Origin of the sequence: Polaromonas sp. YR568, assembly GCF_900116715.1 — a bacterium.
Taxonomy (GTDB): Bacteria; Pseudomonadota; Gammaproteobacteria; order Burkholderiales; family Burkholderiaceae_C; genus Polaromonas.
In genome coordinates this window covers 173,746-192,840 of the sequence record NZ_FPBM01000009.1, presented here as the reverse complement: position 1 = coordinate 192,840, position 19,095 = coordinate 173,746, and the positions used below count along the sequence as shown (strand labels likewise).

At 66.3% G+C, this 19,095-nt stretch carries 17 protein-coding genes; 4 read left to right on the top strand and 13 right to left on the bottom strand.

The annotated features are described in order from the left end of the window. Positions 1-59 precede the first annotated feature (59 nt). The 3 genes from epsE to epsG are packed head-to-tail and all read left to right on the top strand — an operon-like array spanning position 60 to position 3,291. Complete coding sequence (epsE, locus tag BM408_RS18295) at positions 60-953, top strand: polysaccharide export protein EpsE (protein WP_092131735.1); 894 nt, start codon at positions 60-62, stop codon at positions 951-953. Positions 954-984: 31 nt separating this feature from the next. After that, positions 985-2,376, top strand: a complete 1,392-nt coding sequence (gene epsF, locus BM408_RS18290; protein WP_092131648.1) for a chain length determinant protein EpsF — start codon at positions 985-987, stop codon at positions 2,374-2,376. A 6-nt stretch (positions 2,377-2,382) separates the two neighbouring features. After that, on the top strand, positions 2,383-3,291 hold the full coding sequence (gene epsG, locus BM408_RS18285; protein WP_371327029.1) for a chain length determinant protein tyrosine kinase EpsG: 909 nt from the start codon (positions 2,383-2,385) through the stop codon (positions 3,289-3,291). Here epsG and BM408_RS18280 read toward each other — a convergent pair. Further along, complete coding sequence (locus BM408_RS18280; protein ID WP_092131646.1) at positions 3,278-3,691, bottom strand: VanZ family protein; 414 nt, start codon at positions 3,689-3,691, stop codon at positions 3,278-3,280. The two genes, epsG and BM408_RS18280, sit on opposite strands and share 14 nt — an antisense overlap. A 44-nt stretch (positions 3,692-3,735) precedes the next feature. Here BM408_RS18280 and BM408_RS18275 point away from each other — a divergent pair, with 44 nt between their 5' ends. Then, entirely contained in the window at positions 3,736-4,506 is a 771-nt protein-coding gene (locus BM408_RS18275) for a WecB/TagA/CpsF family glycosyltransferase (RefSeq protein WP_092131645.1), read from the top strand. Here BM408_RS18275 and BM408_RS18270 read toward each other — a convergent pair. From BM408_RS18270 to BM408_RS18215, 12 genes are all read right to left on the bottom strand, one after another. Further along, complete coding sequence (locus tag BM408_RS18270) at positions 4,503-5,141, bottom strand: serine O-acetyltransferase (protein ID WP_092131643.1); 639 nt, start codon at positions 5,139-5,141, stop codon at positions 4,503-4,505. The two genes, BM408_RS18275 and BM408_RS18270, sit on opposite strands and share 4 nt — an antisense overlap. Continuing rightward, the gene (locus BM408_RS18265; RefSeq protein WP_092131641.1) at positions 5,129-6,136 is read right to left on the bottom strand and encodes an NAD-dependent epimerase/dehydratase family protein; all 1,008 of its coding nucleotides are present in this window, start codon (positions 6,134-6,136) and stop codon (positions 5,129-5,131) included. The genes BM408_RS18270 and BM408_RS18265 overlap by 13 nt, the downstream gene beginning before the upstream one ends. Continuing rightward, positions 6,133-7,821: an FAD-dependent oxidoreductase gene (locus BM408_RS18260; protein ID WP_092131640.1), complete on the bottom strand. Its 1,689-nt coding sequence runs from the start codon at positions 7,819-7,821 to the stop codon at positions 6,133-6,135. Before BM408_RS18260 ends, BM408_RS18265 begins: the two co-directional genes overlap by 4 nt. After that, complete coding sequence (locus BM408_RS18255; protein WP_092131638.1) at positions 7,818-9,002, bottom strand: glycosyltransferase family 4 protein; 1,185 nt, start codon at positions 9,000-9,002, stop codon at positions 7,818-7,820. The genes BM408_RS18260 and BM408_RS18255 overlap by 4 nt, the downstream gene beginning before the upstream one ends. A gap of 2 nt (positions 9,003-9,004) precedes the next feature. After that, positions 9,005-10,090 (bottom strand): acyltransferase family protein, encoded by a 1,086-nt coding sequence (locus BM408_RS18250; RefSeq protein WP_092131637.1) that lies wholly within the window; start codon positions 10,088-10,090, stop codon positions 9,005-9,007. Next, positions 10,087-11,208 (bottom strand): glycosyltransferase family 2 protein, encoded by a 1,122-nt coding sequence (locus BM408_RS18245; protein ID WP_092131635.1) that lies wholly within the window; start codon positions 11,206-11,208, stop codon positions 10,087-10,089. Before BM408_RS18245 ends, BM408_RS18250 begins: the two co-directional genes overlap by 4 nt. 2 nt (positions 11,209-11,210) lie before the next feature. Next, positions 11,211-12,194 (bottom strand): glycosyltransferase family 2 protein, encoded by a 984-nt coding sequence (locus BM408_RS18240; RefSeq protein WP_092131634.1) that lies wholly within the window; start codon positions 12,192-12,194, stop codon positions 11,211-11,213. Further along, entirely contained in the window at positions 12,191-13,681 is a 1,491-nt protein-coding gene (locus BM408_RS18235; RefSeq protein ID WP_254774869.1) for an O-antigen ligase family protein, read from the bottom strand. The genes BM408_RS18240 and BM408_RS18235 overlap by 4 nt, the downstream gene beginning before the upstream one ends. 10 nt (positions 13,682-13,691) lie before the next feature. Then, positions 13,692-15,215 carry a lipopolysaccharide biosynthesis protein gene (locus BM408_RS18230; RefSeq protein ID WP_092131632.1) on the bottom strand — a complete coding sequence of 508 codons (1,524 nt, stop codon included), beginning with the start codon at positions 15,213-15,215 and terminating at the stop codon, positions 13,692-13,694. Between the two features lie 2 nt (positions 15,216-15,217). Continuing rightward, on the bottom strand, positions 15,218-15,541 hold the full coding sequence (locus BM408_RS18225; protein WP_092131631.1) for a hypothetical protein: 324 nt from the start codon (positions 15,539-15,541) through the stop codon (positions 15,218-15,220). 146 nt (positions 15,542-15,687) lie between these two features. After that, the gene (gene galE / locus BM408_RS18220; protein ID WP_092131629.1) at positions 15,688-16,803 is read right to left on the bottom strand and encodes a UDP-glucose 4-epimerase GalE; all 1,116 of its coding nucleotides are present in this window, start codon (positions 16,801-16,803) and stop codon (positions 15,688-15,690) included. Positions 16,804-17,287: 484 nt separating this feature from the next. Continuing rightward, complete coding sequence (locus BM408_RS18215) at positions 17,288-18,973, bottom strand: electron transfer flavoprotein-ubiquinone oxidoreductase (RefSeq protein ID WP_092131627.1); 1,686 nt, start codon at positions 18,971-18,973, stop codon at positions 17,288-17,290. Between the last annotated feature and the right edge of the window lie 122 nt (positions 18,974-19,095).

The following is a 19,095-nucleotide window of genomic DNA, read 5'->3' as shown; positions in this document are numbered from 1 at the left end:
TGAAAGCCTTCCATGAGCTGCCTGTTCCTGAAATTTCCGCTTCCCCGAAAGGCGACAAGATGAAACCGCTACTTTTCAAATCGATGAGCCGATACTTTGTGACGGCTGTGTTGTGCATGTCTGCCGTGCCGATGTTTGCCCAGACTGCGCCACCGCCATCGCTTCAAGCCGCAGCGACGGCTCCGGCACCCGCAGCAGCGCCGGCCGGGCCCGCCGTGCCCAACAACCAGGACTACCGGCTGGGCGCCGGCGACGCCATCGGCGTGCAGGTCTACCAAAGCCCAGACCTATCCATCGATGCGCGTGTGTCGGAAAGCGGCGTGATCAGCTACCCGCTGGTGGGCAGTGTGCAACTGGGCGGGCTCACGATTGCCGAGGCCGAGAAAAAGATCGCCGACGCCCTGCGCAGCGGCGGCTTTGTGAAAGTGCCGCAGGTCAACATCGTGCTGCGCCAGGTACGCGGCAACCAGGTGGCGGTGCTGGGGCAGGTGAGCCGGCCCGGCCGCTTCCCGCTGGAGACCTTTAACACCCGTGTCAGCGACATGCTGGCCGCCGCAGGCGGCACCACCGCAACCGGCGACGATGTGCTGATCGTCACCGGCCAGCGCGACGGAAAACCCTTTCGCAAGGTGATAGACATCCCGGCGCTCTTCCTCAATGAAAAATCCGATGAGGACATCGTGCTGGCTGGCGGCGACACGCTGTACGTCAACAAGGCGCCCATGTTCTACATCTACGGCGAGGCGCAGCGCCCCGGCCCTTACCGCATCGAGCGCGGCATGACAGTCATGCAGGCGCTGGCCCAGGGCGGCGGCCCCACCGTGCGCGGCAGCCAGAACCGCCTGAAGCTGCACCGCCGCGACGCCTCGGGCAAGGTGGTGGAGACCACGCCTAACCTGACCGACCCCGTTCGCCCCGAGGACGTGATCTACGTCCGCGAAAGCCTCTTCTAAATTTTTCAGTTTCCAGCCAGACGGACTGCCCATGACACTCCATCAATTCCTGCTCATCCTGCGCGCCCGCTACCGGGTGGCCCTGCTGATCGTCCTGCTCGCGATTTCCGCGGCGCTGGCGGTCAGCCTGCTCCTGCCCAAAAAATACACCGCCCAGACCGCCGTGCTTGTCGACGTGCGCTCGCCCGACCCGGTGGCCGGCGGTGCGCCGCTGCAAGGCCTGGTGGCGCCCAGCTATATGGCCACGCAGGTGGACATCATCGGCGGCGACCGCGTGGCGCAGCGTGTCGTGAAGATGCTCAAGCTCGATGAAAACCCGCGCACCAAGGAACGCTGGATGGAAGCGACCGAAGGCCGCGGTACCCTGGAAGGCTGGCTGGCCGACTCCCTGCAAAAGCGGCTGGACGTGCGGCCCGCGCGCGAAAGCAATGTGATCAACATCACCTACAAGGGCAGCGAGCCGGAAGACGCCGCGAACGTCGCCAACGCCTTTGCCCAGGCTTACCTGGATATCAACCTGGCGCTGAAAACCGAGCCCGCCCGCATCTACGCGGAATGGTTTGACGGCCAGACCAAGACATCGCGCGCCAAGCTGGAAGAAGCCCAGGCCCGCCTTTCGGAGTACCAGCAAAAGGCCGGCATCGTCAGCAGCGATGAGCGCGTGGACTATGAAACCACCAAGCTGGCGGAACTGTCCTCTCAGCTCACGACCGTGCAGGGCGACACCACCGACAGCCAGAGCAAGCGCGGCTCGCGCGGCGACACCATCGCCGAGGTGATGCAAAGCCCGCTGATCAACGGCCTGAAGGCCGACGTGGCGCGGCAGGAGGCCAAGGTCCAGGAAGTCAGTGTGCGCCTGGGCGAGAACCACCCCGAGCGCCAGCGCGCCGAATCCGAGCTGGCCGCCCTCAAGAGCCGCCTGGCCAGCGAGACGGCGCGTATCAACGCTTCGATCGAAACCACCTACCGTGTCGGCAAAGACCGCGAGCGCGAACTGCAAGGCGCCGTCGGCGCCCAGAAGGCCCGCGTGCTGGCGCTCAATAAACAGCGCGACGAACTCAACGTCTACCGCCGTGATGTCGAGTCGGCCCAGCGCGCGTATGAGGCGGTGAGCCAGAGCGCTTCGCAGACGCGCCTGCAGAGTCTGACCAACCAGACCAATGTGGTGCGCCTGAATGTGGCGACGCCGCCGGTCAACCCGTCCAGCCCGCGGCTGCTGGTCAACCTGCTGATTGCCGCTTTTGGCGGGACGCTGCTCGGTGTGGCCTGCGCGCTGCTGCTGGAGCTCACCAACCGCCGCGTGCGCTCCGCCGAGGACCTGGTGCAGATGCTGGGCCTGCCGGTGCTGGCCAGTATTTCTTCCGGCACGGGGTCCGGCAGGTTGAATGGCCCGCGCCGCCTGGCGCTTGGGCATGGAGGGTAACAAGTGATGAACATGAACAGAAATGCCAACACCACCGCGGTTCGCCCGGTTCCCCTGACGGTGCCCAGCAAGCCGGCCACCGGATCCGGCCGGTCCATCGGCATGATTCTTGTCGATGCGGGGCGCCTGTCGCCGCTGGATGCCGAACGCATCGCGCATTTCCAGAAAGACCGCGGCGCGCGTTTCGGTGACTCCGGCAAGGCCCTGGGCTTGCTCACCGACGACGACGTGCGCTTTGCGCTGTCGGTGCAGTTTGACTACCCCTACCTGGCCCGCGAAAGCAATTTAAGCCGCGAACTGGTGGCGGCCCACCATCCCAACAGCCAGCCGGTGGAGCAGTTGCGGGCGCTGCGCAGCCAGTTGATGCTGCGCTGGTTCGACACCGGCGCCGACCGCCGGGGCCTGGCCATCGTCAGCGCCGGTTCCAAGGAAGGGCGCAGCTATATCGCGGCCAACCTGGCCATCGTGTTTTCACAGCTGGGTTTGCGTACCCTGCTGATCGATGCCGACATGCGGGCGCCGCGCCAGCACCTGCTGTTCAACCTCGGCAAGGGCGCGGGCCTGTCGGACATGCTCGCCGGCCGCGCCGGCCCGGAAGCGGTGGTCAGTGTGGCGGCATTGCAGGATTTGTCGGTCTTGCCGGCGGGTGTCATTCCGCCCAACCCGCAGGAGTTGCTGGGCCGGCAGGAGTTTTCAAGGCTGCTTCAGTCGCTGGGCCAGGATTTCGACATCATCATCATCGACACCCCGCCCGCCAGCGAATGCGCGGATGCGCACACCGTGGCGGTGCGTGCCGGCGCGGCACTGGTGGTGGCGCGGCAAAACGAGAGCTCGGTGCCGCAGATGACACGGTTCACCCACAGCCTGCGCGAATTCGGTGTCGCGCTGGTGGGCTCGGTGCTCAACGATGCGTGAAGTGGCGCGTAAGCCGATCACCCGCCAGGCGATAGAACACGGCCAGTACCGCAGCGCCCAACAGGCCGCCTGCCAGGTCTGCCGCCAGATCGGCCCAGCTGGCCGAGCGGCCCGGCAGGTACATCTGGTGCAGCTCGTCCATGCCGCCCACCAGCAGCGCGCCTGCCACACAGCACAAGGCCATGCGCCAGCCGCGCATGCCGCCGGCCAGGCCCGCCGCCATACCAATCACCGCAAAGGTGTGCAGGTGCGCCAGTTTGTCCCAGGGTGCGGGGAAGAGGCCCACCGCCACAGGCTGGGCGCCGCCCACATACAGCACTGCGGCGCTGAGCGCGACCGTCAGCGCCGCGAGGATGCGGACAGTGCGCTGGAAATTGTCTCGGAGAAGGGCTTTGACCATGGGCCCGATTTTCTCACGCGCCGGCCCTGTGGGAGGGCGCATTCATGCTGAATCCCCACGCCGCCAATCCACCCGACTGGCGTGGCCGCTGGTCCTTGCTGCTGGCGAAAATCGAACGCGTGCAAGGCCCCATCGAGGGGCAGGCGCTGCTGGCCGAGCTGAGCCAGCCCCGGGCGCCCTCGGTGCTGGCCTTTGCCAATGCCCATGCGATGAATTCCATGGCTGCGTCGGCCTCTTTTTTTCAGGCCCTGCATTCGGCCGACCGCGTGCTCAGGGACGGCTCTGGCATGGCCACGCTCTTCAAACTGCTGCGCATGGAGCCGGGCCTCAACCTCAATGGCACCGACCTGATCCCGAGGCTGATACGCGCCTTCAACGGGCGGGGCATTGCCTTGTTCGGCACGCGCGATCCCTGGCTGGACGCAGCCTGGCAGCGGGTGCGGCAGGAGCTCGCGCCGCACAGCGCCGTGATCCGCGCCAACGGCTTTCTGGAGGCGGAGGCTTATGCCGTGCTCGCAAGCGAGCACCGCCCGGCGCTGATTGTGCTGGGCATGGGCATGCCGCGGCAGGAAGAAGTTGCCGCCCAGTTGCGCGGCGTGCTCGGCTACCCCTGCCTGATCGTCTGCGGCGGCGCCATCATTGATTTTCTGGGCGGCAAGACGCCGCGCGCGCCGTTGTGGATGCGCAGGGCCGGCATGGAATGGCTGTTTCGCCTCGCGCTCGAGCCGCGCCGGCTGTTCCAGCGTTATGTGATCGGCAACCCGCTGTTTCTGGCGCGGGCACTGCGCCTGCGTCTGTCTGCCGGCGTGAATTAACCGGCGTTGATGCCGGCATTCGCCGCCGCCGCAGGCCCTGCCTGCGGGACGGGCAGTGCCTCTTCGCTGTAGCGGTTGGCCACGTCGGGCGTGCAGTCGCGCCGCACGATCTGCCCGGGGTTGCCCAGCACCACGCAGTAGGGCGGCACATCTTCAAACACATAGGCGCCGCCGGCAATGCGGCTGCCTTTGCCCACGGTCACACCGCCCACGATGATGGCGTGCGGGCCTATCCAGACCTCGTCTTCAATCACCGGGTACAGGGTGTGCCTGCGGCCTTGCGCATCGATATGGTCGCGCTGGCCCAGCGTGACGCCGTGGAACAGCGTGACATTGCTGCCTATGCGCGCGCCGGCGTTCACCACAATGCCGCGCCCGTGCGTGAGCGCCAGGCCGGGTGCGATTGTGGTGCGCCACGGAATCTCGATACCGGCCAGCTGGCTCACCAGGCGGTACAGCAGGCGGGCGGGCCACACGGCCAGCCAGCGCACATTGGGCGCAAGCTGCTCTGCGGCCTGGCACAGGCGCATGGCGGCGACCACGCGAAAAGCCGGGTCTAGCAGCGCGGCCTTGAGTGTGAGCTGGGGCGTGGACTGCCCGAACTTGCGGTGGGTGTCGGCTTTCAGGGCGTGCATATCATGTTGTCCAGGGTGGGTTGGCCGGCGGCGGCGGGTGCGGTGAACCATTGCGCGGAATCGCGCAGGCCGTCGGCGTAAGGAGTCCACCGCACATTTAACTGGCGGGTGGCGGCCTGCACATCAAGGTGTATGTGCTGCGACCACAGGCCCAGCAAGCCCGGCGGCAGCGCGTCGGGCAGCTTCACGCTGTGGTGGCCCAGAAATTTCAGGCCGCGTTCAGCGGCTTTAAGCGGCGGGCCGCATACCCAGGCATCGAACTGAAGCTGGCGCCGGCTGATGCGGCGCACGGGCGTGGCCTTGATCTCCAGCGCCAGGTCTACAAAGTAGTCGTTCCAGCGCGGGCTGTCGGGCGCCGCCAGGTTGAACACCGGCATCTCGCCCGGGGCCAGCGGCAGTTGCAGCGCCCGCTGCAGGGCCTGGCATACATCGTCGACATGGACCAGGTTGGCCCAGCCGTCGCCCGCGATGCCCAGGTCGCCCAGGCGGCCGGCCTGCAGCCAGCGGCCTATGCGCCCCACCCACAACTGGCTGCCGGGGCCAAAGACGCAGCCGGGCCGTAGCAGCACGGCCTCGCCGCCGTGTTGCACAAAATCGCGCATGGCGGCCTCGGCTTCGCATTTGGCGCGGCCGTACCAGCCCAGGCTGGGGTCCAGTACGGCGTCTTCGCGAACGCTGCCTTCAGCGCCGCCGTAAACCGACATGGTGCTCAGGTGAACAATGCGCCGGCAGTCAGCTTCGAGAGCGGCTTGCACCAGCGCCCGCGCACCGCCGGCAATCGAGGCCGCATCGCCCGCCACGCAGTTCACCACGGCATCAAAACCTTTCAGGGCCTGCGCCAGTTCACGCGGGTTGCGGCTGTCGACTTCCAGCCAGTGCGCATCGTTCTTCATGCGCCGTGAAGCGCCAGTGCCCTCGGCCCAGAGCGTGGCCCGCAGCATCTCCAGCAGGCGGGCGCCTATATGGCCGGATGCACCCAGCACCAGGACTTTCATGCGGCCTCCTTCATCTGCAGCGGCGAGCGTTCGGCCCGCAGCTGCCGCGACAGGTGCCCGCCCAGCCGCAGCGACATCGCAATCAGTGTCAGCGTCGGGTTGGCCTGGCTGGAGGTCGGGAACACCGCGCTGCCGGCCACAAACAGGTTACGCACCGAGTGCACACGGCAGTCGGCGTCGACAACGCTGCTGCGCGGGTCCGCGCCCATGCGCGCCGTGCCGATGTGGTGGCCGCCGTAGGCGCCAAAGCGCATCAGGTCTTCTTCCAGCGTGTGGCGGTTGTAGTCAAATCGGGCCTTGCCGCTGCGCGCGAATTCTTCGGCCATCACGTCCAGGCTGGCGCCCACAGAGTCGATGTCGGCGCGGCTGTAGCGCCAGTCGACCTTCAGGCGCGGCATGCCCAGGGCATCGACGCCATCGGCCAGCGTGACCCGGCTGTGCGGCTGGGGGATCTGCTCGCCATGCACCTCCAGGCTGAAGCGGTTGCTGCGGTTGCGCAAAATCACTGACGGGTATTTCCGGTCTGCCAGGGTGCGTTTGGTAAGCCAGTGCGCCAGGAAGGCGGTGGTGTCCAGCGGGTCGGCGACGACGTTGAGCAGATGGCGCGCATACACACCGGCCGTGGGCGGCGCGCCGTCCTTGAGCCGCTTGCTGTATTCGTAGCTGATCATCTTGCGCGCCAGGAAGAGTCCCGACAGCACGCCGCTGCGGTGCGCCGGGTCGGTGATGCGCGGAAAGTGCAGGCGCGCCACCGCATTGGCCAGGCCCAGGCGTCTTTGTTCGCTGGCGGCCACAGCGATGCGGCGCCGGCAGTAAATGCCTTCGGGCGATATTTCATAACCGTGGCGCACATTGCGTGCGGGGCCGTGCACCGTCAGCGTGCCGACATTGCCGGCGATGTGGCACATGTAATAGCGGCCCACCACGTCATGCTGGTTGCCCACGCCTTGCGGCGTTACATCGTGAGAGGCCAGCAGCAGCCGTGCGGTTTCGAGGCCGCCTGTGGCCAGCACGGTGTGGCGCGCGGCGACGGTGAAGCGGTTTCCCGCCAGCGTGCGGACTTCCAGTTCACGCACGGCCTGGCCATCGGCCTGCAACTGCACGGCGGTGCAGTTCGCGCCCAGCAGCACTTCAAGGGTGGGCGCCAGCGACAGCCGTTTGGCATAGCGGCTGCCGAAATGGGTGGGGCAGGAGAAACGCTCCAGTCCGTTTGTCAGCACACGCGCACTGTCGAAGCCGGCAATCAGCGGGCCTGCCTCGGGCAGCGCCTCGTTCGCGTCATACAGAAAGCGCCCCGCCTCGGCCAGCGCATTGGCGCGCGGGTACCAGGGCAGCAGGTCTTCATACGACAGCGGCCAGCCGCTGTGCGGAATGTGCGCGCGGGTTTCAAAGTCCACCGGGTCAAAAGGCATGCAGCGCCCGCCCCAGATCGCCGATGAGCCGCCCAGCCGCCGCTGGCGGTATTTGCCGGGCGGGCTGTGCAACTGTTCGTCGGCCACTTCGCCTTCATACAGGTCTTGTGTGGGCGCGTGTTCCTGCAACTGGCCCGATTCCAGCAACAACACCGAATGCCCTTCGTCGGCCAGCGAGAGCGCCAGCGCAATGCCCGCCGGGCCGCCGCCGACCACGCAGACATCCGCTTCCAGCCGGCTGCCGTTGGGGATGCTGTTGGCGTCGCGGATCATGCGGCGCCTTCCTGTGGCGCAGTGGGTGCACGCAGCGCCCGGCCGGCCACGCCGAAATCACGCTGGTGGATATGCGCCACGCTGGAGAAGAAACGGGCGATGGAAAAGCTCCGTTCATACAGCGCACGGCCATTGCGCTCCAGCGAGTCGCGCAGCCCGTCGTCCTGCAAGACCTGCTGCAGGGCCGCCGCGATGCCGGGCACGTCGCCGGGCTGCACAAAGCAGGCGTTGATGCCGTCTTGCAGCACCGACGGTATTTCGCCCACCGGGGTGCAAACCACCGCGACGCCGTTGGCCAGCGCCTCCAGGATCACCAGCGGCAGGCCCTCGTCATAAGACGGCAAAACCAGCACATCGGTGCGCGCCATCAGCCGGGCCACCTGCTGCTGGTCCGACCAGCCGGCAAAACGCACAAAACCGGCGATGCCCAGCTCTTTGGCCTTGGCCTCATACGCCTTGACGTCGCCGCCGCCGGCCAGCGTCACTTCCAGCTTGGTGGTGTCCAGGCCGGGCAGGGCCAGCGCCTGGAGCAGGTCGGTCACGCCTTTGCGCTCCGACAGATTGCCCACAAAGAGCACACGCTGCGTGGCGGAGTCGCCTGCGATGCGGCGCGCATGGGTGGGCTCGGGCACGCCGTTGATGACGATGTCCACACGATCCGGCGCAACGCCCAGCTCTTCGATGACAAATTGCCGCGCGGCCGTACCCAGCACCATGCAGCTGGCCGGCAGGGAGAACACCCAGCGCGTCATGGCCTGCAACGGGCGCGGCAGCGAACGGTAAAAGTGGTGCAGCTGCGCGGCATGCAGGTGCAGCACCACCGGCACGCCCAGCGCGCGGCAGGCCGCGATGACGGCGCCCTTGCGAAAGAGGCTGAGCCGCTCGGCCATGTTCACATGCACGCCGGCCAGCCGGCCGCTGAGCCTGCCGCGTGCGATGCGGGCCAGCGCGGTGGCAAGGACCCAGAAGGAATAGAGGGCGTTGGCGCCGCCGCGTGTATCCAGCGGGCGGAGTTCGGCCGCGTCGGCGGAGGCGATGGCGGACGTGGAGGCTTGCGCCTGGATCAGATAGTCAGCCACCTTGAACATGCCGCCGCCCAGGGGCGTCCATGGGCAGGCCATGTAGATATAGCGGCCTTCGCTTTCGCGGATGGCGCTGCGTGGCAGCGATTCACTTCGCATGTTTACTTTCCCGGATTTTGGTAAGAGAGCTTGGGCGCGCCGGAGAAGGCGCGCTTGAAGAAGGTGGTCATGGGCCGCTCCAGCCACACATAAGACAGGCAACCCGCCACCACCACGGCCAGGCCCACGGCCAGCACAATGGCCAGGCTGTCCTGCACGCCCAGGCGCTTGAGCGCCATCACGCCGGCCGGCACCACAAAGGTGTGCGACAGGTAAATCGAATACGACGCGTCGCCCAGGAAGGACAGGCGCGAAGCCAGCGGTGCGCGCAGCGTCCAGGGTTCCATCCAGACCGCACCCAGCACCACCAGCGCGGCGCCGCAACCCCAGGTGGCGAAGCGGTCGGCCGTATGCCCCCAGTCGGGCGCGAACATAAATATGGCGCCTGCCGCCATCACGGCCAGGCCCACCAGCGGCGATGCATGCCGGTAGCGCAAAAAAGCATGGGCAATGCAGACACCCAGGATGAACTCGAACACGATGGTCTGCGCGTAAAAATTCAGCGCCACTGGGTCCGGGAACAGGAAGCTGCCCAGGAACACCAGCGCGAAGGCGGCCAGGCAAAAGCGGATGCGCGGTGCTCCCAATGCAATCGCCACGGCGAACACCGCATAAAACAGCATTTCAAAATTCAGCGTCCAGCCGACCGGCAGCGTGGGTTGCACCAGGCCCCAGGGGCTCATGGCGGGGATAAAAAGCAGCGATGCGGCAAGATGCCCCGGCTCCACCGACGAGCGCGCGGCCAGCGCCGGCATGGCCAGCAGCAGGGCCACCTTGAGCAGGGTGTAGAACCAGTAAAGCGGCGCGATCCTGATGAGGCGCCTGCGCATGAAGACCCAGGCGGCATTGAGCAGCGAGGGGCGCGCCGGCCCGCCCAAGGGCAGCGAGGCGGTCGACATGGCCATCACAAAGCCGCTGATCACAAAAAAGATGTCCACGCCGGCGGAGCCGTTCGCCCAGTAGTGGCTGGGCCCTGTGCCGCTGATGTGCATGGAGATGGCCTGGGTGATGTGCATCACCACCACCAGCATGGCCGCGGCAAAGCGCAGGATCTGCACACCGGTGAATTGCTGCGTCGCGCCCTTCAATGGATAGCCTCCTGCGCCGGTTGAAGCGCCGGCTGAAGCAGTGCGCCGGCCGGCTCCTGGATGACTTTGCTGGCGATGGCCTCTCGCGCGGGGCGCTGGCGGTGCAGCAGGCCGCGCAGCAGGCCGGCGGCGTTAAAGCACCAGGACACCACGGCATACAGCGCCTTGGTGATGGAGCGCTTGCGCCAGGTCATCAGCAGCACGGGCGCGCTGGCGATGGCGCAGAAAAAAGCCAGCCGCCAGGATGCCGCGACCGGCCACAGCGCAACGCTGGCCAGCACCACCCACCAAAGCAGCACGGCCAGGTAAATGCGCAGCTCACGCAGGCCTTGCAGCGCCAGCGGCAGGCGCGGCTGGCCCGCCGCGGCGCGCACCAGCTCGCCTAGGCCGCAGATGTAGCGCGTGCGCCAGCGCCGCACCAGCAGACGGTAGGGCGGCGCATCGTGGCCGAAATGGTTGGCCGCGTCGACCGGCAGGCGCCACAGGCGCCAGCCCAGCGCGCGCAGGCGTATCGCCAGGTCGAACTCTTCATAGCTGTGCAGGTTGCGGTCCGAGAAGTAGCCAGCCGCCTCGATGGCGCTGCGCCGGTACAGCCCGCCGCCGTCCAGCCTGTCGACGTTGCCGGGCCGCAGGTGCGGTGAGGCGCGTTCACCGCGGGCCATGTATTCCAGGCTCTCGGTGTTTTGCTCCACCACGCGGCCGCCCACGCCGGCGACGTCGGCGTGCGTGTCCAGAAAGGCCAGCGCCTGCTCCAGAAAGCCTGGCTGCATCTGCATGTCGCCGTCGAGGATGTAGACAAAGTCGCCGCGCGAATGCTGGTAGCCCAGCTGGGGGCCGGCGCCGCAGCAGCGCTCTTCCGGATGGGCCAGCTGGACGATGCGTATCGGGTAGGCGGTGGCGAGCTCGACCGTGCGGTCGCTGGAGCAGGAGTCCGCGAGGATCACTTCGCCGCCAACGCCGGCGACGGCTCGCAGCGCGCTTTCTACCGTGGACGCTATGCGCTGCTCTTCATTGAGCGCCTTGATGATCACGGAGACGCGGCAGGCAGACGCGGCCGGCAAGGACGGTCGCGCAGGCTCGAAGGGGGGGAGTGTTTTGCCAAACGGTATCGGGTTCATTTTTATCTTGCCTCGGCGGGGCTGGTGCTGACGCTGGCGGCGGGCGTAGTGCGGCGCAGACGCCACGCCTGCCAGTTCCTGACCAGCGGGCCCGGCATCAGGAGCGCCATGGCGGCCGTCATCCACCAGCGTTTTCCAATGGCCGCGCGGCGCGCTTTCATCAGCCAGGCCCAGCCCTCGCCGCGCGCGCCTGCGGCCAGCGCCAGGCGTGCGAGTGTGATCTGGTGCTGGGCCACCAGCCACAGCGCCGAGCTGCGTTGCAGGGACGGCATGGCGCCCGCCAGCGCACGCCGCCGCATGCGTTCCAGAAAGGGCGGCATGGCCCGCGCGGCATGGCCGCTAGTGAGGCTGCCTTCCACCGCGAGCCGGTAAGCCATCAGCGGTGTGTGGGCCAGCGCCACCGGCGCCTGCTCCGCCAGGCGAAACCACAGGTCCAGGTCTTCGCCGTGCGACTCGCCGGGTGGAAAGCAGGGCTGCATCCGGCGCAGCCGCGCCGTGCGCACCGACACGGCGCTGGTGCACAGGGTGGGTGAGGCCATCCAGCGCCGCGGCAGGTCGGTGACCAGTTCAATCTCGGGGCCTGCCGGCATCTCCGGCCAGCTTGGCGGCCACATTGCCGGTGTGTCGGGCACCGGCAGGTAGTCGGTGGCCACGGTGTCGGCTTCGGGGTAGCGTATCTGCGCCCATGCCAGCGTGGCCAGGTAGTTGGGGTGATGCCAGTCGTCGGCATCCAGAAAGGCCACCCACTCGCCGCGTGCCAGTGCAATGCCGTGGTTGCGCGCGGCAGAGACGCCGGCATTGGCCTGGCGCACCAGGCGCAGGCGCGGGTCGGTCATCAGGTCCACCAGTTCGGCGCCGCCGTCGGTGGAGCCGTCGTCCACCACGATGATCTCGAAGTCCGTCCAGGTCTGCGCCAGCACGGAGTTGATGGTGCCGCTGATGTAAGGCGCCTTGTTGTAAAGCGGAATGACGATGGAAAACTTCATGGGCTGACCCGGGCGGTGGCCAGGGGAGGTTGAGGGTCTCTGCTAAAGGTGGGCTCGGTGCGGTGGGCCGGCGGTACGGGGTCCGGCAGGCGTTTGCGCGCGCGGGCTTCACGCGCAGCGGCGGCCAGCGTCATCAGCAGCAACACGTGGGCGATGAGTTCAGGGCCGTAGCCGAAGAGCAGCAGCGGTACTTCGCTGATGGCGCGCAGCGTGAGCGCCACAAACAGCGCCAGCGAAAGGCCGCCGCTGGCGCGGGCATAGCGCAGGGACAGCACCAGCAACACCAGCGCATACAGCACCAGGGCCGCGGCGCCCACGGTTCCCGAACGCGAGAGCGTGTCCATGAACTGGTTGTGCGCATGGGTGGCGTTGGGCATGCCGATGGCTTCGCGAAAGCTCGCGTCCCACAAGGTCGGCCCGTAGCCGAACACCGGGTTGCGCTGCCATTCGTCGTAGGCAATCGCCCAGATCTGGTCGCGCCCCGTCATGGACGCGAGCTGCGCGCCCTGGGCGCTGTCGAAGAAGCTGCTCAGGCGCGCATCGATCTCGCCGAACATCAGCAAGGCGGCAAAGCCTGCAACGGCCGCCATAAAGACCAGCAGCGTGACGATGCCGAACTCCGGCCGCACCGGGTCACCCACACGGCGCATAAAGCCGGGCCCCTGGCGCACGACAAGAATGCAGGCGGAGCACAGTGCGAACGAAATCCACGCCGTTTTGGACTGCGCAAGGAACAGCACCAGCAAGCCCACAGCCCAGGCCAGGCGGTTCAGCCACACGCGCTGGAAGGGCCGCGCCAGCAGGCACAGCAAACCCAGCTGCGCCAGCATGCCCAGCGACACGGCGTGCGGCGCCAGGCCCGCCAGGCGCGGCACGCCCGGCAGCAAGCCCTGGGTGTAGGAGGCGTCCAGCACCAGGCTGGGCTTGAAGGGAACGAGCAGCAAGCCTGCCAGCATGAAGAGCAGCAGGGCATTGCGTGTCGCGCCAAAGGCCAGGTCGCGCTCGGAGGCGGTGGCCAGCACGGCGGCAAAGCCAATCACCAGCGGGTACACATAGTCGTGCGACAGGTGTGGGTGCGCGCCCAGCAGGGCGGGGGCTGCCACCGTGCCACCCCAGAAAAGGATAAAAACCACCAGCAGTGCGGATGGCGCGTGCGCGCTCTTGTCGCGGCGTATCCAGTGCGTGATGAGGCGCTCGCCGGCCAGTGTGAGCAGCAGCAATGAAGCCAGCGGCTGCATCAGGGACACCAGCGGATGGCGCACCAGCACCACCACTTCGTCGAAATTGGTGTTGCTGCTGGAAAGGTCGCGGCCCGACAGGAAGTTGGCCATGGCCACCATCAGCAGGATGGCGTAGAAGATCAGGTGCATATAGCCCTGTGCGCGGCGTGAGGTGACATGCACCGCACCGGCCATGCCCAGCGCCGCCGTGAGCGCCGCCAGAATGGCGCCGGCGACCAGGACTGAAATGACGACGGTTTGCTCCATGGTGAGGGCCTTAAGGGCGTTGTTCGCCCAGCGAGGCGGCGAGTGCAGTAGAAGGCGCAGCGGGGCGGCGCAGGAACTTTGCCAGGCCGGGCACAAAGCGGATCGCCATGTCGGACGCATCCTGTCCCAGCAGTTGCGGCCGCAGGATCAGCAACAGGCCCGGCAGCAACACGGCTGCCATTGAACTGGTTGCCAGCGATAGCAGGGGCATGTCAAAGCGCGCCGTCGCATGCTGCGCAGCCACAACGCCCGCGACGCAGAGCGCACTCAGCAGCAGCCCGCGCAGGGCGTCCGGCAGCAGGGCCATCGCGCGAAGGTTCAGCGCACGGAAGGCTGCGATAGCGATAACGGCCGCGCGCAGCACCAGCAGCCCACCGGCGACGGCCGCAGCCACATGAATGCCTTTGCCCGCCAGCAGGTAAAAAGCGGCCGCGCCCACAACGACCAGCGGCAGTTGCAACAGGAACTCGTAATGTTTGCGCCCGGTGTTCCACAGCACCGGCGTCGACAAACCCCAGATGACATAGGCCGGCATGCAGAGGAACAGCGTGCCCAGCACCCAGGCCGCGTCGGCCCAGGCCGGCCCGTACAGCACGCGCACGATGTCGCGCGAAACAAAGGCCAGCGTCACAAAGGCCGGCAGGCCCAGCACCACGATGGTGGCCAGCATCTGCAAATAGGCGCGGCCCAGCCGGGGCAGGTCGTCTTGCAGGCGGGCGCCCGCCGCCAGGAAAGCCGGTTGCAGCGCGCCCAGCAGCAAGGTATTGGGCATGGTGGCCAGGTTGTAGGCCACGTTGTAAAGGCCCAGCGCCTGTGCATTGAGCAGGCGGCCGATCAGCACGCGGTCCAGGTTGTTGAGCAACCAGTTGACGATGTTGGTGAAGAACACGGTATGCCCGGTGCCGACGGCCGAGCGTGCATCGGCATACCAAAAGAGCGGGCGCACCGCATGCGGTTTGAGCGCGTAGCTGGCCGCCAGCTGCACAGCTGCCTGGACCAGCCAGGCCGCGACCAGCGAGGCTTCGCCCTGGCCCATCAACGCCATCGGCAGGCCGACGGCGATATAACCCGCGGCATAGCTGCCCACCTGCACCAGCCCGACCGCGCGGAAGTTGAGGTCGCGTTGCAGCAAATAGGTGGCGGGCGCGGCAGCCGCGCTCAGCAGGCAGGCGAGTGAGAGCCATTGAATGACGGCCTCTGCCCGCGGCTCACGAAAATAAACGGCCAGCAAAGGCGCCAGCAGGTACACCGCCAGCATGGTGGCCAGGCCCACGATGAGCTGCCAGGTCCAGGCAAAGCGCACGTCGTCGTCATGCAGGGTCTGGCGCTGCAGCAGGCTCCAGCTGAAACCGAAACCCGAGACAAAGGTCGCAAAGGTCAGCACCACCATGCCGATGGCAAAGACACCAAAAATATCCGGCCCCAGCGTGCGGGCCAGCACGACCTGGGCCATCAGTTGCAGCGCAAAGCGCGCGGCCGTGGAAGCCGCACTCCATTTGACCGCCGCAACGCCAGGCCGGCCGAGTCCGCTCACGCTCAGTGCCTTTCCGCCTTGTAGCGCCGCACGGCGATCACGCCCATGAGCACCAGCGTGGCCAGCAGCATGCCGTATGAGCGCCAGCCGGATTCGCTGGAATCAAACTCATCGGCGGAGGGCGGGTTGGGGCGCACATTGGGGCTGTAGACCGCCCGCACCTTGACGGTGTCGGCGCCGGGCTCCAGCTTCATGCGTGTGGTGTTGTCGGCTGCCGCGGCCTTCACGGCGGGAGTTGAAGGGGCTTGTGCGTAAGAGGCCGGCATGCAAGCCAAAGAGGCCAGCAGGGCGGCTGAAAACAGGGCTTTAGGCAAGGGTTTAAGCATGAATTTCTCCTCTGTCAAAGCTAGGAGATGAGTTTGTTGTGCGGTGCAGCAATCGGCAATAGTCCAAACGGCTCATGGCCCGCTTTGTGCTGCGAAAGCAAATGTGTTTTTGTGGCCATGCTGCGCTGCTTGTATTGCAAGTTGAATCACACGCTGACGGCCGGCCGGATGGGGCCGTTCGGGCTATTGCGCACAGGCGCCGGGGCGTGTATTGCGGGGGCGGTCGAAGCAACGGTGCGGTAGCCGTCGGGGTTGCGTTGCTGCCAGTGCCAGGCGTCGCGGCACATATCGTCGATGGTGTGCGTGGCGCGCCAGCCGAGCAGGCTGCCGGCCAGCGAGACGTCGGCGAAATACTGCGCCACGTCGCCGGCCCGCCGGGGCGCGAACTCAAACGGTACGGGCCGCCCGCTCGCGCGCTCAAAAGCGCGCACCACGCCCAACACACTGGTGCCTGCGCCGGTGCCCAGGTTGACGGTAAAGCTTTGCCCCTTGCCCAGCAGGGCGTGCACCGCGGCCACATGGCCCGCGGCCAGGTCGACCACATGCAGATAATCGCGCACGCCGGTGCCGTCGGGCGTGGTGTAGTCGCTGCCGAAGACCTGCAGGCGCGCGCGTTTGCCTACGGCCACCTGGGTGACAAACGGCATCAGGTTGTTGGGAATGCCGTTGGGGTCCTCGCCGATCAGGCCGCTGGGGTGCGCGCCCACCGGGTTGAAGTAACGCAGCACGCCGGTCCGCCAGGCCGGGTTTGATGCGCGCAGCGAGGCCAGGATGTCTTCGCACACCAGCTTGCTGTGGGCATAGGGGCTTTCAGGCGCGCAGGGAAAGCGCTCGTCAATCGGCACGCTGGCGGGGTCGCCGTACACCGTGGCGCTTGAAGAGAACACCACCGAGCGGCACGCCTCTGTGGTGGCCATGGCCTCCAGCAGGCTCAGCAGGCCGCTCACATTGTTGCGGTAGTACATGAGCGGCTGCTGCACGCTTTCGCCAACCGCCTTGAAGCCGGCAAAGTGCACGGCGGCGACGCAGCTGTGGCGCCGCAGCACATCGGCGACAAAGGCGGTGTCCAGCACATTGCCTTTTTCGCAAGGCACGCGCCGGCCCGTCAGTTGTTCAAGCCGCTGCAGCACCGCAGGGTGGCTGTTGGAAAAATCGTCGAGGATGACCGGCTGGTAGCCGGCCTCCACCAAGGCCACAAATGTGTGGCTGCCGATGTAACCTGCGCCGCCGGTCAGCAGCACGCTGGGGGTGTTTTTTGTCATGAATTAGTCGCGAAGAAAGCTGCCATGCAGCGGTTGATGAAGCAGACACCGCAGGGCCGGTGCGGCCGCTGCTGAAAGACTGCGTGCAAAGCACAACGCCGTTTGCCAGGATTGATTGCAGTGTCTTTTGACACACGGCAAGGGCATGTCAGCGTAAGCCGCATGCGTGCGTCGGATGGCGTCAGACAGGGCTTAAAGCGTGTCGAATCGTTCGGTAAGCACTTGTGAATGAGATGCGCTAATCACCTGCAATCGCCTGCTGGCGTGCGTATGCAGCGCATGTGCCGTGCGCGTTGGCCGTGCACGTGCGGACAGAAAGTCACAAAGGTTGCGAAGCCTTGTGAGGATGTAAGGCTTGTGTGTTGTGGCGCTTGCGCGACTGCAGACCGCCCTGACTCGGGCGCGCGTCATTGCACCTTGCAAGGCTTTTGCGGCCATAAAAAAGCCCGGCGAAAACCGGGCTGGTTTTTTTGGGTGGCGGCGCTTACATGCCTGCGTAGTTAGGCCCGCCGCCGCCTTCAGGTGTGACCCACACGATGTTTTGCGTCGGGTCCTTGATGTCGCAGGTCTTGCAGTGCACGCAGTTCTGCGCGTTGATCTGCAGGCGGTCGGTGTTGTCGGCGTTCTTCACGAACTCATACACGCCGGCGGGGCAATAGCGGCTTTCAGGGCCGGCGTACTTGGCCAGGTTGATGTTGACCGGCACGCTCGCGTCTTTCAGCGTCAGGTGCGCGGGCTGGTGCTCTTCGTGGTTGGTGTTGGAGACAAACACCGAGCTCAGGCGGTCAAAGGTGATCTTGTTGTCGGGCTTGGGGTACACGATGGGCGTGCATTCGGCAGCCGGCTTGAGCTTGGCGTAATCGGGCGTGCTGTTGTGAATCGTCCAGGGCGGGCTCTTGATGCCCAGCTTGGGCAGCAGCCAGTGCTCGATACCGGTCATGAAGGCGCCGACGTAGAGGCCTTTCTTGAACCAGGACTTGAAGTTGCGCGACTGGTTGAGCTCTGCTGCAAGCCAGCTCTTGGCATAGGCCTCGGGGTAGGCGGCCAGCTCGTCGTGCTGGCGGCCGGCGGTGACGGCCTCATACGCGGCCTCGGCGGCCAGCATGCCGCTCTTGATGGCGGCATGGCTGCCTTTGATGCGGGCGGCATTGAGGTAACCGGCTTCGCAGCCGATCAGCGCGCCGCCCGGGAACACGGTTTTGGGCAGGCTCAGTGCGCCGCCGGCGGTGATGGCGCGCGCGCCATAGCTCAGGCGCTTGCCGCCTTCAAGGTAGGCCTTGATGCTGGGGTGGGTCTTCCAGCGCTGCATTTCTTCAAAGGGGCTGAGGTAAGGGTTGCTGTAGTCCAGGCCGGTGACCATGCCCAGCGTGACCTTGTTGTCCTCGAGGTGGTACATAAAACCGCCGCCGTAGGTCTGGCTGTCCATGGGCCAGCCGGCGGTGTGGATGACAAGGCCGGGCTTGTGTTTGGCCGGGTCGATTTCCCAGAGCTCTTTCACACCCAGCGCGTAGCCTTGCGGGTCGCGACCCTGGTCGAGCTTGAAGCGGTTGATCAGCTGGCGGCCCAAGTGGCCGCGCGCGCCTTCGGCAAACACGGTGTACTTGCCATGCAGCTCCATGCCGAGCTGGAAGTTGTCGGTAGGCTGGCCGTCTTTGCCGATGCCAAGGTTGCCGGTGGCCACGCCTTTGACGGAGCCGTCGTCGTTGTAGAGCACTTCAGCCGCGGCAAAGCCCGGGAAGATTTCAACGCCCAGGCCCTCGGCCTGCTGCGCCAGCCAGCGCACCACATTGCCCAGGCTGATGACGTAGTTGCCTTCGTTGTGAAAGCAATCGGGCACAAAAAAGTCCGGGGTCTTGATGGTGCCCTTCTCGGTCAGGAAAAGCACTTCGTCGGCGGTGACGGGCTGGTTCAATGGCGCGCCCTGGGCTTTCCAGTCGGGGATAAGTTCAGTCAGCGCCTTCGGGTCCATCACCGCGCCCGAGAGAATGTGCGCGCCGGGTTCGGAGCCTTTTTCAAGCGCCACCACAGAAATGTCGGTGCCCTTTTCGGCGGCGAGTTGTTTCAGGCGGATCGCGGTGGCCAGGCCGCCCGGGCCTCCGCCCACCACGACCACGTCATATTCCATCGCTTCGCGGGGGCCGAACTGGGCCAGAATTTCTTGGGTATTCATCGGGGGACTCGCTGATAATGATTTTCAGGAAGGATTGCTGCCTCGCGTTGGATTTTATGCCGCGAATGCAGTGATGCGAACGGTCGTTCTCTTTTGTGCAGCTTTAATTGAGAGGAGCCTCT

Coding starts and splice junctions, on each gene's coding strand:
- epsE (WP_092131735.1), top strand. CDS start 60: ATGAAACCGCTACTTTTCAAATCGATGAGCCGATACTTTGTGACGGCT.
- epsF (WP_092131648.1), top strand. CDS start 985: ATGACACTCCATCAATTCCTGCTCATCCTGCGCGCCCGCTACCGGGTG.
- epsG (WP_371327029.1), top strand. CDS start 2,383: ATGAACATGAACAGAAATGCCAACACCACCGCGGTTCGCCCGGTTCCC.
- BM408_RS18280 (WP_092131646.1), bottom strand. CDS start 3,691: ATGGTCAAAGCCCTTCTCCGAGACAATTTCCAGCGCACTGTCCGCATC.
- BM408_RS18275 (WP_092131645.1), top strand. CDS start 3,736: ATGCTGAATCCCCACGCCGCCAATCCACCCGACTGGCGTGGCCGCTGG.
- BM408_RS18270 (WP_092131643.1), bottom strand. CDS start 5,141: ATGCACGCCCTGAAAGCCGACACCCACCGCAAGTTCGGGCAGTCCACG.
- BM408_RS18265 (WP_092131641.1), bottom strand. CDS start 6,136: ATGAAAGTCCTGGTGCTGGGTGCATCCGGCCATATAGGCGCCCGCCTG.
- BM408_RS18260 (WP_092131640.1), bottom strand. CDS start 7,821: ATGATCCGCGACGCCAACAGCATCCCCAACGGCAGCCGGCTGGAAGCG.
- BM408_RS18255 (WP_092131638.1), bottom strand. CDS start 9,002: ATGCGAAGTGAATCGCTGCCACGCAGCGCCATCCGCGAAAGCGAAGGC.
- BM408_RS18245 (WP_092131635.1), bottom strand. CDS start 11,208: ATGAACCCGATACCGTTTGGCAAAACACTCCCCCCCTTCGAGCCTGCG.
- BM408_RS18240 (WP_092131634.1), bottom strand. CDS start 12,194: ATGAAGTTTTCCATCGTCATTCCGCTTTACAACAAGGCGCCTTACATC.
- BM408_RS18235 (WP_254774869.1), bottom strand. CDS start 13,681: ATGGAGCAAACCGTCGTCATTTCAGTCCTGGTCGCCGGCGCCATTCTG.
- BM408_RS18225 (WP_092131631.1), bottom strand. CDS start 15,541: ATGCTTAAACCCTTGCCTAAAGCCCTGTTTTCAGCCGCCCTGCTGGCC.
- galE (WP_092131629.1), bottom strand. CDS start 16,803: ATGACAAAAAACACCCCCAGCGTGCTGCTGACCGGCGGCGCAGGTTAC.
- BM408_RS18215 (WP_092131627.1), bottom strand. CDS start 18,973: ATGAATACCCAAGAAATTCTGGCCCAGTTCGGCCCCCGCGAAGCGATG.